Annotated in this window: 10 protein-coding genes and 1 tRNA gene (1 of these 11 running past the window's edge); 2 read left to right on the top strand and 9 right to left on the bottom strand. The window is 61.3% G+C overall.

Annotation, left to right across the window (positions count from 1 at the left end; all coding sequences use genetic code 11):
* Nucleotides 1–40 precede the first annotated feature (40 nt).
* Complete coding sequence (locus BWP39_RS00080; RefSeq protein ID WP_096716372.1) at nt 41–382, top strand: hypothetical protein; 342 nt, start codon at nt 41–43, stop codon at nt 380–382.
* A 133-nt stretch (nt 383–515) separates the two neighbouring features.
* Here the strand turns inward: BWP39_RS00080 and BWP39_RS00075 are convergent, their stop codons facing one another.
* The 4 genes from BWP39_RS00075 to BWP39_RS00060 all read right to left on the bottom strand — a co-directional run bounded on the left by BWP39_RS00075 (nt 516) and on the right by BWP39_RS00060 (nt 6,136).
* Entirely contained in the window at nt 516–2,447 is a 1,932-nt protein-coding gene (locus BWP39_RS00075) for a SurA N-terminal domain-containing protein (RefSeq protein ID WP_096716371.1), read from the bottom strand.
* A gap of 85 nt (nt 2,448–2,532) precedes the next feature.
* A tRNA-Asp gene (locus BWP39_RS00070) sits at nt 2,533–2,609 on the bottom strand.
* Nucleotides 2,610–2,784: 175 nt separating this feature from the next.
* A complete protein-coding gene (locus tag BWP39_RS00065) occupies nt 2,785–4,941 on the bottom strand; it encodes a TonB-dependent receptor family protein (protein ID WP_096716370.1) in 2,157 nt (718 codons plus the stop codon).
* 379 nt (nt 4,942–5,320) lie between these two features.
* Nucleotides 5,321–6,136, bottom strand: coding sequence for an SDR family oxidoreductase (locus BWP39_RS00060; protein WP_096716369.1), 816 nt, complete (start codon nt 6,134–6,136; stop codon nt 5,321–5,323).
* Nucleotides 6,137–6,342: 206 nt separating this feature from the next.
* Here BWP39_RS00060 and BWP39_RS00055 point away from each other — a divergent pair, with 206 nt between their 5' ends.
* Complete coding sequence (locus BWP39_RS00055; protein WP_096716368.1) at nt 6,343–7,119, top strand: 4'-phosphopantetheinyl transferase family protein; 777 nt, start codon at nt 6,343–6,345, stop codon at nt 7,117–7,119.
* Between the two features lie 11 nt (nt 7,120–7,130).
* Here the strand turns inward: BWP39_RS00055 and BWP39_RS00050 are convergent, their stop codons facing one another.
* The 5 genes from BWP39_RS00050 to BWP39_RS00030 all read right to left on the bottom strand — a co-directional run.
* Nucleotides 7,131–7,874 carry a hypothetical protein gene (locus tag BWP39_RS00050; RefSeq protein ID WP_096716367.1) on the bottom strand — a complete coding sequence of 248 codons (744 nt, stop codon included), beginning with the start codon at nt 7,872–7,874 and terminating at the stop codon, nt 7,131–7,133.
* Between the two features lie 84 nt (nt 7,875–7,958).
* Nucleotides 7,959–8,975, bottom strand: coding sequence for an acyltransferase domain-containing protein (locus BWP39_RS00045; protein WP_096716366.1), 1,017 nt, complete (start codon nt 8,973–8,975; stop codon nt 7,959–7,961).
* A gap of 75 nt (nt 8,976–9,050) precedes the next feature.
* Nucleotides 9,051–10,409, bottom strand: a complete 1,359-nt coding sequence (locus BWP39_RS00040) for an MATE family efflux transporter (RefSeq protein ID WP_096716365.1) — start codon at nt 10,407–10,409, stop codon at nt 9,051–9,053.
* Nucleotides 10,410–10,545: 136 nt separating this feature from the next.
* Complete coding sequence (locus BWP39_RS00035) at nt 10,546–10,941, bottom strand: nuclear transport factor 2 family protein (RefSeq protein WP_096716364.1); 396 nt, start codon at nt 10,939–10,941, stop codon at nt 10,546–10,548.
* 71 nt (nt 10,942–11,012) lie between these two features.
* Nucleotides 11,013–14,391, bottom strand: partial view of an SDR family NAD(P)-dependent oxidoreductase gene (locus BWP39_RS00030; RefSeq protein ID WP_096716363.1) — the final stretch only. Its footprint extends 24,272 nt past the window's final position; the window shows 3,379 of its 27,651 coding nt (coding positions 24,273–27,651); its start codon lies beyond the right edge, outside the window — the gene reads right to left on this strand; the stop codon is at nt 11,013–11,015.

The raw sequence follows: 14,391 nt of genomic DNA, 5'->3' as shown, positions 1-14,391 counted from the left end.
AAATCCGGCTCAATCTTGAGCGATCTTGGAAGGAGATAACGTGAAACACTTACCGCTTATCGCTTTGACCGTTGCCATTTCTGCGTGCGCTGCGCAGCCGGCAGCCAATGTGCAATCTGTCGGACAAAGCCAGCAGCCCCCGGGAGCGGTCGCTCAATGCATCGCGAAGAAATGGGCTGATTCGACGCAACAGCAGGTCGTGTCGCAAAACGAACTCGCCAACGATCAGGCCGTCGACGTCTACGTCCCAGGACAGCAACCGCCCAATGGCGCGGCCGCAGTCGTGCGTCCGGGACGGACCGGTCAGGGTTCGTGGGTGGGTTTCCGTGCAGGCAGCGGCACCAGCAGCGACGCCTCGGGTAGCATCAGCGCGTGCCTGTAATGCGTCGTCTGATGAATGCGACGGGTAACTGGGTTCGTGGCGATGTAAATTCGACACGTCTGTAGCAACCACTCTCCCGCAAAAGAAAAGCCCCGCTAAAGCGGGGCTTTTCTATTTGCCTCAGCAGAACGCGTTACTCGCTATCGGCCTGCGAACCGTCGAGGTTGCCGTACGTTTTCACCTTCGAGCGCGCCTTCACAGCTTCGATATACGCTTCCACTTCCGACTGTGCGTCGACCTGCCCGATCTGCTGCTGGGCGGCGGCGAGCCGCGGTCCATCGACAGGCGTTCCCGGCAATACCGCATTCACGCGATAGATCGCATAACCATCGTCGCCGAGATCGACACCGACGTAGGCCGGCAACTTCTGCGCATCGACCTTGTAGATCGCGCTCAGTGCGGTGGGCGGAACGCCTTGTGCGTCGTTGCGCGAAACCTTGAGTGCCGACGAGAACCCGGCCGTCGATTTCGACTTCTCCAGCTCGGCAAGCTTCGCTGCGCCATCCTTGCGAGCCAGTTCCGCCGACTGCACAGCGATCACCTTCTTGCTCACTGCATCCTTGATCGTAGCGAGCGCCGGCACCGCAGCCGGCTTGTAATCCGTGACGTGCGCGGCGATCAGCGTGTTGCTGCCGGTATCGATAGCCTGCGTGTTGTTGCGTGCCGTCGTCGCGTCGTTTGCGAATACTGCAGCGAGGAATTTCGCGTTGTTCAGCGGATTATCGGGCGGCAGTGCGGGGTTCGGCTTCGGCGTGACCGTCGCGGTCTGCACCTGCAGCTTGTACTTGTCGGCGGCGGGTTGCAGGCTCTTCGCCTGTTCGTAGACGGTCGACGTGAAACCTTCCGCGTCGTCGGCAAACGTCTTCGCTGCCTGCTGCGCCTTCACGTCCTTCACGATCGAATCTTTCACTTCGTCGAACGACTTCGTGACCGCCGGCTTCACATCGGTCACCTTGACGATGTGATAACCGAAGTCGGTTTGCACGATGTCGCTGACCTCGTCCTTCTTCAGCTTGAACACCGCGTCGTCGAATGCCTGACCGCCTGCGATCATCCCGCGCGTGAAGTAGCCGAGATCGCCGCCCTTCGATGCCGAGCCCGGGTCCTGCGAATTCTGCTGGGCGATCTGCGCAAACTGGTCTGGGTGGGCCTTGATCTGCGCGAGCACGCCTTCCGCTTTCTCTTTCGCTTTTGCCTTGTCGGCAGCGCTGGCGTCTTTCGGCGCGGAGATCAGGATGTGGCTCGCGCGCACTTCACCCTCGGTGCGATAGTGCGCGATGTTGTCGTCGTAATACTTCTTCAGATCGGCGTCACCCGGCTGCGCGGCGTTAGCGAGCGCCGCCGGCGACAGCACCAGGTACTGGATCGTCGCGGTGGCCGGCGTGGCGAAATCGTTGCGATGCGCGTCGTAGTACGCCTGCAGTTGCGCATCGGTAGGCTGTACCTTGGCGGCGTAGTCTTTCGCGTGGAATGCGAGGCCCTGCACTTCGCGTTGCTGGTCGGCCAGTGAAGTCAGATGCTGCACGAGCGTCTTCGACGTGAACGCGCTGGCCACGATGCTCGACGGCAGCTGCTGCGAGGCGATGCTGTAACGCACCCGTTCGTCGTACTGCTCGGGCGTCATGCCCTGCATCGCCAGCAATTGTTTGTAGCGATTGACGTCGATCGTGCCGTCGGGGTTTTTCAGCGACGAGATGATCGGATCGTTCAGCAGGACGCGACGCACGGCGTCGTCGGAGGCGGTCAGATGCAGACGTTGCGTTTCGTCGGCCAGTACGCGTTGCTGGATCAGCCCGTCGAGCACATCGCGACGACGCTCCGGCGTATCGAGCACTTTCGGATCGAACTGCGCGCCAAGCGCCTGGCGTGCCTGGTCGAGCTGCTGACGCATTGCGTTGTCGTAGTCGGCGCGCGGGATCTTGTGCCCGTTGACGCTCGCGACGTTCGCGCTCTCGTCAAAAAAGCCGCGGAAACCCTGAATACCCACGAAGCCCAGTCCCGGCAGAATGACCAGGATGAGCATGAACATCATCAGGCGTTGGTGATTGCGGAAAAAATCGAGCATGCGTGCAGGTGCCAAAAACAGAACGCCCGATATTACAACAGCGGGCAATAAAAAAGGCGAACCGGAGTTCGCCTTTCAACAGTGCTGGCGGAGTGGACGGGACTCGAACCCGCGACCCCCGGCGTGACAGGCCGGTATTCTAACCAACTGAACTACCACTCCTCAAACCATGTGCCAAACCGGGTCCGGTACGATCCACGATACGGCCCCGCGGGCATGACCCAACCCGCAGCAAACCGCGATTCTAGCCGAATCTGTCGCAAAACTACAATGTCCGGATCAGGCGGGGCTGGCTTTCAGTCATGCAAGCCCCGCATAACGGGCATCACAACCGGCATCAATAAACGAAATGCCCCTGCGCGTAGACCATGCGCGGCGCGCCGACCATGCGCCCTGCGTTGCCGTCGATATTGCGGGTGTAGTAGCGCTTGTCCGCGATGTTGTTGACGCCGAGTGTCAGGCTGCTGCCCTTCCAGCCCGGAATCTTCCAGTCAGCCTGTACGTCCCACACTCTGAAGCCCGGAATCCGGCCGACGCGTGCGTCAGGTGTTTCCGCAACGGTGTTCGCCGTGTCGGAATACTGCGCACTCTGGTGTGTGCTCGACACGTTGAAGGTCCACCCGTGCGTAGCGTAGCGCACGCCCAAGGTGTCGGTGAAACGCGAGTAGAACGGCACATCGAGGCCGGACGTCGCACCCGACTCCTGGATCGCTTTCGTATAGGTGAAGTTCGCGTACACGTCGAGACCGCGCAATACGCTATCTTCGGCGAAGGCGTAATCGATTGCGGTTTCCACACCTTGATGGCGCGTCGCGCCGATGTTCTGGAACGTGACCGGCACAATACCCGGGATCTGGATGATCTGGTTATCGAAGCGCATGTTGAAGGCGGTCAACTCAGCGTGAATCCGTTTGCTCGTCCAGCGCGCGCCTACCTCATAGGTCTTCGCCAGTTCCGGCCGCAGCGGATTGGTGGCGGATTGCGAGTTCAGCTGTATGTTCTGCACCGGACCAAACGACGTGCTGTAGTCCGTGAATAGCGTCAGCGACGAGTTCCACAGATACGACAGGTTCACCGACGGCAGCGGCTTGTTGTTGTTCGTCTCGTAGGTCTGATTGAGCGCGTCGTTGCGGCGAGTCGACTCGATGTGTTCGAAGCGCACGCCCGGCGTAAGACGCCAGCGCCCGTAAGCGATGCGATCGTCGATATAGAACGCGTGCGCGTCGGTAGCGTTGTCGAACCGGCTGACCGGCACAGTCACGCCTGTTGCACGCGTCAGGTTGTTGATGTTGTCGTCGCCGCGCTCGCGGATGTAGCGATAGCCGACCGTTACATCGTTTTTCGTCGGGCCGAGCGAGAAGCGCTGCGTGAAGCGCGGTTCGATACCGAGCGTGTTGTAGTTACGCGGTTGATTTTGCAGCAGCCTGCCGGTCGTATCGATCAACGTACTACTGCGGAAGCTTTCGTTGTAATACGCACGCACCTCGAATTCCTGATTGGCCGACAACGTATTGACGTAGCCGAGATCGACCGCCTTACGCTCGCCGTTCCAGAAGTCGGTTGGGCGCGTGTTCTGGAATGGGTCGGCATTGTATTGCGCGACGCTCAGGCCACCGGGCGTGCGCGACTTCACGTCGTAGTACGAAAACTTGCCGTAGAACTCGGAGGTCGGCGACAGCTCGTAGCGAAACTTGAGCGCGAGATCGTTGACGCGCTCATCGCTGCCGACGCGCCAGTCGCGCCCGGTCATGCCCGAGTACAGCAACGCGAGACCCAAGCCGTTGTCGAGTTGCGTACCGAGGAACGTGCTGTACACCGTGTTGCTGCCACCGCCGCTCGTGTAGATGTTTTCCCGCACCGAGGCGTCGGCGGTCAGGCCAGGTTTGCTGGGAATCTCGCGAGTCCTGAAGTTGATCACGCCGCCCACGTTTTGCGGGCCGTAGCGCACCGCACCGCCGCTGCGTACCACGTCGATCGATTCGATATTGCCGAGGCTGACCGGTGCAAACGACAACTGCGGCTGACCATACGGCGCGACCGCAAGCGGAATGCCGTCGAGCAGCACCGTCGAGCGCGGCGTGTAGCGCCCGCTCAAACCGCGCACGCCGACGTTCAGCGAGATCGCGCTGCCGGCGGTGCCGGAATTGTCGCTGGCCTGCACACCGGGAATACGCCGCAGCACATCGCCGATACTCGTCGCCCCGCTCTGGTTGATCGCGTCCTTGTTGACGACGGTGCGTGCGCCGGCAAAGGTCTTCACGCTGTTCTGGAGGCCGGAGCCGAGCCAGTCCCCTGAGACGACGATCGAATCGAGCATGACCGGCTCGCTACTGCCTGCAGTTTTGGTCGCGGCTTTGGTCGCGGTTTTGGTCGATGCGGAAGCGTCCTCAGCGGATGCGCGCTCGGGTTGAGCAAGAAAGGCAAATGCGGCAACTGCCGCAAAACGGGTAAGTGAGCTGAGCGCATCGACGCTGCGGCGTTCGGCAAAAATCATGATTCCAGATGTCCTTCTTCCTGTCCGGCGAATGCGTTTCGCGCGACATACCCCACCAGGACGAAGGTGCGCCGCTATCGGAAATAGTTACAAAATATTCCGGATGAATGGGCGCAAGTATAAATGCGAATCAATTTCAATTGAAAGGTTGGCTGCAAATTTTGTTGCGGATTTTTGTGAAATCAGGATAGAGATACACCGCTTTGGACGTTCGACCGGCAGATATCGCGTGTAGAGCCTAGGTTTGCTTTCCGAGGCCTTGCGCATGGAAGGCGGTGCTCGAGGCGCCGGGAAGCGCCTCCGCGTCGATCAACAGGCAGTGTGAGTGTGCGTAGAGACCGGTCGCACACTCCCCGTTACGCGAGTCACCACCGGAACTTCATACGGCGGACGTACTAGCCGCCGCCTTGGCCATTTGCTTACGTACCAGGCCGAGATACCAGCTATACGGTAGCCAGCGCTTCAATCGCCATGCGGTGCGCGTAACCGGATGAGTAAGGATGTGCGTGTCCCCGCGAGCAACGCCGGTAAAAATCAACTCGGCGACCTCCTCCGGCCCTAGCCTCGCTTTCTCGACCAGGTGTTGCGTGAGGTGCCTGATCTGCGCATTGCTCGCGCGCATATTGCGGGCTAGATCGGTACGAAAATAGGAGGGGCACGCCACGCTGACCTGGATATGGCTATCGTGCAGTTCCAGTTGCAGGGTTTCAGACAACGCAATCACGGCCGCCTTGGTCGCGTTGTAGCCAGCGGACCTCGGCATAAAGAGCAAACCAGCGATCGAGGCAACGTTCAGTAGCTTGCCGCCGCCCTGAGCCTGCAGCAAGGGGATGAAGGCCTTGCAGCCGCGCACCACGCCTAGCAGATTGATGTCCACAGCCCATTGCCAGTCCTCGATAGGGGACTCGGTAATTCCGCCAATCTGCGCCACGCCGGCGTTGTTGATCACGATATCCACGCCGCCCCATTGCGCCTGCAACCAGGCAGCGGCGTCCTGCAACTGTTGCTCCTGGGTGACGTCGCAATGCAGGTAGTGGGCGGTGACGTTTTCAGCCAGTAATGCAGCCAGAGTCTGCTGCCCCGCGATGTCGTCGACATCGCCGATGCATACGCTTGCGCCATCGCGAGCATAACGTTGGGCCAGCGCACGGCCCAAACCGGAAGCACCGCCCGTGATAAATACTCTTGCACCCATGCTGATTGCTCCTTGTCATTGAGTGAGCTGTTCGCTAATCGGTCCTGCGCGCATCCCCATGCCTTACCGAAATTCGGCCTGTAACTGAATGGAATGCGCGTGACGGGGTGGCCGTCGCTTCGATGATTTATCATCTGGCGAACGGGCCGCTTCAATTGAAGCGGTATAGCTACTGGTTGATGTGATTCCGGTTTGACGACACGATCATGAACCCGCAAACCGGCCAGCAACAGATCGATATCTGGTGCGCCGAACCAGACCGCATAAACGACGAAGCATTGCTGCGTGAATACCGGCATTTGCTCACCGATGCCGAGCGTGCGCAGGAATTGCGTATGCATTTCGCACATGATCGGCGCCGCTATCTGGTGACACGCGCGATGGTGCGCATCGTGTTGTCGAAGTACGCCCGGATCGCACCAGACGCATGGGTCTTCACATCGAATCGATACGGCAAGCCCGCGATTGCAAATGAGAACACCGGCGGCCTCACCTTCAACCTGACGCATGCAGGACGACTGATCATTCTGTGCGTCGCATACGGAACCTCGCTTGGCGTCGATACCGAGCACATCCGCGCGCGCGAACACGCACTCGATCTCGTCGAGCGCTGCTTCACTTCCGATGAAGCCAGCAGCCTGTATGCGATGCCGGTGCAATTGTGGCAGCAACGCTTCTTCGAGCACTGGACCTTAAAAGAAGCGTACGTCAAGGCCAGAGGCATGGGCATGTCGATTCCACTTGATCAGGTCGGTTTCCGTCTCGATGACACAGATGGAATCCGGCTATGGGTTCATCGGAACCAGCAAGATGAACCGTCTCGCTGGCACTTCTGGCAACTGTGGCCCGACGCCGATCACATCGCCGCGGTATGTATAGAGCGCACCGCCCTGCAGCGGCCCGCGCTCTCGATGACAACGATCGTTCCATGGGTGAGCGAGCATGCTCGCGATTACCGGCTGTCTCGCACCTCTGCTGCGTGAAAGCCGCTCGCCTATGCCTGGTTCTCCGCACCTTGCGTGGTCTCATCGACCTCCACTTCATCCGGGCGATAGAAAGCCAGTGAGCCTCTTGACGAAGGCTTCAGGGCAAACTGATCGAGGCAGTTGACCACGCCTGGCGACACGCCTAGATCCGCCAGGAACGGGTGCGGATGGATACGCAGCTCCATTGCAGTCGTCATGGGTTTCGTCAGACCTTCGCCGCTGAAGATGTAGTTGGCGCGGTGCACCCCGTGTTCGGCGTTGTGCATCACGTCCTGGCCGATGCGGGTGAATTCGCCGTACTCCAGTTCGTGCTCGAGCTGGCGGCAGGTCAGTATCGGGCCGTCGGCGTCCTGCACGCTGACATCGAGTGTCGATGCGTTCAACTCGAACGACAACGCAGTGGTTGGGTCCGTCACGCTATAGCCCGCGACCTTGCATTGATCGATGTAACCACGTGCCGTCGAAGCCACCTTGATGACGTATACGGCCACCGTGGCCTGCGGAAGATCGGCCGAGAATTTACTGTTGTCCAGGTCGACCAGCACACCGACGTCGATCTCGTGATTCGCAGGCACTTCCACCTGATCGCCGCCCTCGAGAAAATGCACGACGTTCAAGGTCAGTAGCGCGGCGCCGGACGGTGCAAGCACAGGCTCAACGCCTGCTACCAGCAATGGCTTGATCGCGGCCAGCGGGGCTTCGATCAGGAAAAATACGCCCCAGTCCAGATAGATCGTCGATCGATAAGGCATGCACGGCTCCTAAGCAGAATGTTGTTTGCACTGGGTTTCGGTAAAACGTCTGGTAAAACAAACGCGGCGGCAAAGCGAAGCACTCTAGGCGCGCCCCAACCGGCTCATCAGCGACCTGTATTCATCGACGTCCTTGCCGAACTGGTTGATGCAATGGCTGTATTTCACGCCATCGATGCGGGCGTACTTCATGAAGGTGGCCAGCGAGCCGGTGGCGCTTAGATCCACCATGAACGGCGCAGGTATTTCGGTAGCCAGCCGGCGTGCGGTCTCGTCGAATTGAACGTTGCCGCGCACGACGCGCCAGCAATACTCGCCCGGGTCTGCGAGATCAGCAGAGCCAATCGCACGCCGGAGCATGCAGGAGTAAACCGGCACCCTGCCCGGCTTGATGACCACATCCGCAGCGAGGCCGCGGATCTTTTCCTCGATGCCGTCGATACCGCTGGAATGGAACGCGAACTGTATCGGCAGAACCATCGAGATGATTCCCTCGTCATCGAGGCGCTGCTTGATCCGTTCCAGATTCCCTTGAGCACCCGATACGCAGAAGCTGCCATCGAAATTGACGACCGCCAGCTCGGAGCCGGCGTAGAGACCGGGCCGCTGCCGGAATTGATCTGCGGCGGAAAATACGCTCAGCATGCCGCCCGGCGCACCGTGCCCGGCCAACACCCGCGCCTGCCGTATGACGAGTCGCAAAGCGTCGTCCCAGTGCAGGCACCCGGCGCTAGCGAGGCCAATATATTCGCCGAGGCTGTAGCCGAGTACCGCGACCGGTTCGATGCCCTCGGCCCGCAGCGCGGCGCTCAGGCTATAGCCGATACTGAACAGCGCCGGATGCGTATGCAGGATGTTTTCAAACGGGGTGGAAGACGAACGCCCACCCTGATAGAGGACTTCCGTCAACGAATAACCCAGCTCTGAGCGAATCAGGTCATCGCAGGCATCCATGTGTCTGCGGAACATGGGATTGGCCTGATACAGCTCACGCCCCATCTGAAAATATTGCGTCCCTTGTCCTCCGTACATGAAAACCGTGCCGGCGCTAACCGGCTCGTTCTTCCGCTGGGTGGCGGCTTGTTCAATGGTACTTAGCATCACTCTCTCCCAGTTCCGCTCACGGGGTCAGTCGATACGACCGGCCCACACCGTCTCTCGAAGTATCGAACCCGCCTAGACCGAAGGCACCCCCAGGGCGGGCGTCAGCTTCAGGCGAAACTCACGTCGCACGAGCCACAGACTGAACACGGCCTGCAGGAACATGCTGGCGACGGACAGATACCAGACCTCAACGATATGGAAATCCCCTCGAGCGGATAGCCAGGCCACCGGCAGGACGAAGCTGAGCAGGCGCACGGCGGAACTGAGCAAAGCCGGCCGCGTATTGCCGAGCCCCTGAAATACGCTGGAGCACGTGTAAATGACGCCCTGGGCGATGAAATTCCAGCTGGCGATGCGCAGGTATTGCGTACCCTGTGCCACCACGTCGTTATCTTTCGCGAAGCCGCCGATCAAACTCTCGCCCCCCCATTGCAGCAGCAGGCACAGCAGCACCGTAATCGCGCTGATCAGGCCGATCGTGGAGACAAGGGTCTGCCGGACGCGCTCTGGCATGCCGGCCCCGACGTTCTGGCCGACCATGGGCCCGACGGCGAAGGACAACGCCAGCACCGGCAGGATCAGCACCTGCATCAGACGGGCTCCGGCACCGAACCCAGCCTGGGCTGCCGGACCGAAATCGCGAATGGCCCAGTAGGTCGCGGCCGAGTAGAGAAACAGGAGCGCGTACTCGCCACCGGCGGGTAGCCCAATGCTCAGGATGCGCCACCAGTCATCCAGTCTGGGCTTCAGCAGACTCCGCTTGATCTGCACATGCTGTCCAAGCTTGTGAATATGCCAGGCCAATGCCGGGGCGGCGGCCGCGAGCGAAAGCGTACTGGCCAGCCCGGCACCGGCCACGCCCATCGCATGGCCCGTCCCCCAGCCGACGATCAGCACCGGAGCCAGCACGATATTGAGCGCCACGGTCATCAATTGCACCACCATGGTCGGTTTGACGATACCGATGCCGCGCAGCCCCGAACCCATCGTGGTCAGCACGAACTGCAAGGCCATCCCGGGCATGAACCAGTAGAGATAGATGCGCCCCTGTTCGACGACGCCCGGCGTGGCCGACGTGGACCGCATATAGGTACCCGTCAGGACATAGCCGAGCAACATCATCACGAGGCAACTGGTGATCGCGAGAACCAGCGCCTGATTGAAGATCCGCCCAACCTGCTCCTGATTCTTGCGGCCGGCTGCCTGAGCCATCAAGGCTACCGTGCCGGCGCCCAGCACCTGGGTCAGCGCCATCACGAGAAACGAAACGTTGCCGGCAGCGCCCACTCCAGCGAGCGCATCGGCTCCCAGGCGACCGACGAAATACAGGTCAACCAGGTAATACATCGACTGGAACACCATACCCACCCCGATGGGCACTGCCATAGCGACGATGTGGCGGGTTATGGATCCCTGGGTAAGGTCCTTCATGGCTATCCTCTTACATTCAGGTAGTGATTCAAGGGACATGAGCTCGGCGAAAAGCCGACCCGAGCCGCCCGCCAGGCGGGCGCATCTGTCGAGGGCGCGGCTGCACCAGCGCCTTCGACAGATCGGACGCCGTGGTTCAGCCGAATACCCGTTTCGTCAGCTCGGTGTCCATGTATTCGCGAATTTCGGTGACCTTGCCCTCTTCCAGACGCAGCACGATGCAATAAGAATTGTTGTAGTCCTGACCGTCCTTGGTCCGGCACGAGCCTTGCGCTTCGACCGCGACGTATTCGTCGCCAGCGATGATGTTCTTGACCTGGAAATCGATCGGGCCGTCCAGCACCTCCACGAAGTGCGGGATGAAGTTTTTGAACAGATCCTGTTTGCCGTGATACGTCCGCGAGAACCGGTGACTGCCGAAATAGGTCACCGTGACGTCATCGGACATGTGTCCGAAATGCCGTTTTCCATCGCTTTTGCTGTAGGCGTCGTACATGTCGGTAACGATGGCTTTATTGGCTTCTGCACTCATCTGAAATCTCCCTTTGGGATAAAAGTTCGAACACGCTACAAAACAACCGGCAAACGCATCACGCCGCGCTGCTATTCGCTCTCAAGAACCGGGCCGCGATACTCCTCCAGGATCGCTCCTGCATAGAAGCCTCCGTGCCCCATCGAATTGATCATGGCTCGCCGCGGAACCTCCCTTTCCCTGCCGTCGATCGCGAGCCACGGCCGCTGCCACACCGCGGCTTGTTGCTGCACGTAGAACGGCGAATGTCTGAGCTGGGTCTGGGCGTCGGGCGGCGCGGCCTTGATCGAAGGCGCGAGGCGCCCGTGCTGTAACTGCAGAACCACCTTGGCCAGCTGCGAGATACCGGAAGCCGCGGTGGCGTGCCCGATATTGGCCTTCACCGAACCCAGCGCGCAGAACTGCTGCTGATCGGTGTAGGCGCGAAATGCCCGGGTGGTGGCAGACATCTCGATGATGTCGCCGATCGGGAAACCCGCTGATGCGGCTTCGACATAACTGATGGTGCGCGGGTCGACCGCCGACCTGGCGAAATTCTCCTTGATCGATGCCGCGACCAGATCCGGCTCAGGCAGGTCCGACAGGCCGCTGCTGACCGACTCGGCCACGGTCGAACGGATCACCGCGAGGATACGGTCGCCGTCTTCGACCGCTTTGGACAAGCGCTTGAGCAGTACCGCGCCCACACCATCGGCAAGCAGGACGCCGTCCTTCTCCTCGGAGAAGCTGCGACTGTCCGGGTGGCTCGCGAGCAGGTTGATCTGACAGCCGTCTCGATAGGTATCCGAATAGAGCAGTGACACGCCACCGGCAATCGCCGCATCGCATTCGCCATGCAGCAGGTTATTGCAGGCCATGTGCACGGCCGTCATCGATGAGGCGCTATGTGCGTCTACCGCGACGCTGGGCCCGTTGAAGCGGAAGATCCGCGACACCATCCCGGCCAGCGTGCCGGGCGAGTCGTTTCTTGCCGAAGCAGGCGCGGCGGCCTGGGCCGGCCGGTCTGCCGTCATGCCCAGATAGACGCCCACGCGCGCTTGACGTAAAGCGTCGAGCTTGAAGTCGGTGTAGCCGCAGGAAGTCAGCAACCGGTCCACCGTGCCGATGAACAGTTTCTGCTCGTCGCTCAACTGGAGTTTTGCCTTCGCCGCCATGCCGCGCAGGAAGACCGGATCCAGCGACGCTATATCGCGTATGAAGCCGCCCCACTTGCTGTAGCTGCGGCGTTGCTGGATCGCTGCCTCTACATCTGCGGTGTAAAAGCCGTCGAGTGACCAACGCCCGGACGGAACCTCGGTGATGCAGTCGCGCCCTGCAGAAAGATTCTCCCAGTACTCCTGCAAGGTGTCGGCGGCGGGGAAATAGCCGTCGATACCGATCACCGCAATCGCCTCGCGCAATGCCGGGGTGCGTTTGCGTTGCCCACGTGGCAGGCGCACGACCGACTGCGGCGCTTCAACGGCGTTGGGAGCGTTGGGAGCGTTGGGTGTATTGGATACGTCGGGAACATCAAGAGCGATGGCCGCCACCGTCTCTACAGCCCCAGCGGCAACCGGCGTGAATGCGCTGCGGTGTTCGCGCAGCAGATAAGTCGCGAGCGCCCCAATGCTGGGCTCCTCGAAAAACACCGCCGCGCTCAATGCCAGGTCATAGCGCCGGTTCAGGAGCAGCTGGAAGGCTTTCAGGCTGATCGAGTCGAAACCGAATTCGCTGAGCTTCGCCTCTCGCCGTAGCGCCTGCGTCGGCAGTTGCAGGTGGTCGGAGAGCATCGCGGTCAGTTCGGACTCCAGCTTCGCTTGCAGATCGCCGTCATGCGATGGCACAGCTTCGGACTCAACCGCATGCCGTCTTGCCGCACTGACGAACAGCTGGCGCAGGCGCTGCGCATCGCCATGCATAACCACCGCGTGGGCAGCGTCCTCGCCCAGTACGCGGTTCAAGGCCTGCACACCCGCCGCGCCCGGCATCGCACGCACCCCGGCTTCACGCCATAGCGCGTCCTGGGTGGCCGTGTCGATCTGCATACCGCCCTCCGCCCACAACGGCCAGCTCACCGAGACCATGCGCGCACGGCGCCGGCCTTGCGCGTACAGATCGCGGTGGTAGACGGCATAAGCGTCGAGGAAGGCGTTCGCGGCCGCATAGTCGGCCTGGCCAGGATTGCCGAGCACGCCCGCCACCGACGAGCACAACAGCAGCCAATCCATGTCCAGTCCGGCGGTAGCGCGGTCGAGATTCAGCAAGCCGGCCACTTTCGCCGCCAGGACGTGCTGCAGATCTTCCGCACGCTTGTTCTGCAGCAGGCTGTCGCGCAGGACACCCGCCGCATGGATCACGCCGCTCAGACGGCCGTGCTTCGCGACGATGGTTTTCACGAGCACCTCCACGGCGTCGGCATCGGTTACATCGAGCATGTGGCACTCGACGTCGGCGCCCAGGTTGCGCAACTGTTCGAGCCGCTGTTCCTGTTCGACAGTAGCTGGGCGACGTCCACTGAGCACCAGCGTCGGACGCTGTACCTGCTTCGCGATTGCCTCGGCGAAGACCACGCCCAGACCACCGAGGCCACCCGTGATCCAGTACACCCCGCCCTCGCGCCAGACGGGCGTTGCCACGGTCACGGGCGTGGTCACAGTCGCGGACGCAGGCACCTGCAGATACTCGAGCACCTCGCGACCGGCCTGTCCATAGCGCACCCAGGGCGCGAGGCTCGCGGCCTCTGCGCTCAGGCGCGCGTCCAGGTCCTCGCTGCCATTCACGGCGATCACCTGTCCATGCAGCCACGCATATTCCTGCTCCGCGGTTCGCAACAGACCGCTCAAGCCCTGCAGCACGCCACCCTCGCCGTGGGCGGGCACCACGATCTGCAGCAACACCGGCTTGCGCGGACGGCTGGCAGCCAGCTCCTGAACCTCAGCCAGCAGCAGTTCGGCGTAACGCGCATAGCGCTCGCCGAGGTCTCCGTCGTGCTGCCACTTCGCTACCGTATCCGCGCCTTCGATGCTGAACGGCACGGTTGCATCCAGCTCACACAGGATCACCCGACGAACCGAACCCTCGGCAGCCGAAGCATCTGCAACGAGCGGACGCGCACACCACTGCGGTACCCAGGACAAGGTCTGCGCGTCTGTCGGCGCCTCAGCAAGCCGGCTGGCGAAACCACCCAGGCGCAATGCGACGTGTCCCTGCCCATCGACGATGGCGATATCCAGTTTGGCGCCCGCCGCGCGCTGCACCACTGCATAGGCCGTGGATGGCAAAGGCGCCCACTGCTGCACCGAGTCCACGGTGAACGGCAACACGCGTTCATCGTGCTCGTCCAGCAGGCCGTAACTGGCCTGCAAGGCGCCGTCCACCAGCGCTGGCGACCACAGAAACTCCTGCAGGTCGAGTCGTGCCGGCGCGCGCAACTCGCCGATGGCGATGTCTTCGCCAATCTGCAATCCGGCG

The organism is Paraburkholderia acidicola, from assembly GCF_002362315.1.
GTDB lineage: Bacteria > Pseudomonadota > Gammaproteobacteria > Burkholderiales > Burkholderiaceae > Paraburkholderia > Paraburkholderia acidicola.
Note: the sequence above shows the minus strand (reverse complement) of the source record. Positions and strands in the feature narration are given on the sequence as shown.

Bases quoted from the DNA above. Each gene is read 5' to 3' on its own strand.
- BWP39_RS00075 (WP_096716371.1), bottom strand. From the start codon at position 2,447: ATGCTCGATTTTTTCCGCAATCACCAACGCCTGATGATGTTCATGCTC.
- BWP39_RS00040 (WP_096716365.1), bottom strand. From the start codon at position 10,409: ATGAAGGACCTTACCCAGGGATCCATAACCCGCCACATCGTCGCTATG.
- BWP39_RS00050 (WP_096716367.1), bottom strand. From the start codon at position 7,874: ATGCCTTATCGATCGACGATCTATCTGGACTGGGGCGTATTTTTCCTG.
- BWP39_RS00035 (WP_096716364.1), bottom strand. From the start codon at position 10,941: ATGAGTGCAGAAGCCAATAAAGCCATCGTTACCGACATGTACGACGCC.
- BWP39_RS00065 (WP_096716370.1), bottom strand. From the start codon at position 4,941: ATGATTTTTGCCGAACGCCGCAGCGTCGATGCGCTCAGCTCACTTACC.
- BWP39_RS00045 (WP_096716366.1), bottom strand. From the start codon at position 8,975: ATGCTAAGTACCATTGAACAAGCCGCCACCCAGCGGAAGAACGAGCCG.
- BWP39_RS00060 (WP_096716369.1), bottom strand. From the start codon at position 6,136: ATGGGTGCAAGAGTATTTATCACGGGCGGTGCTTCCGGTTTGGGCCGT.
- BWP39_RS00055 (WP_096716368.1), top strand. From the start codon at position 6,343: ATGAACCCGCAAACCGGCCAGCAACAGATCGATATCTGGTGCGCCGAA.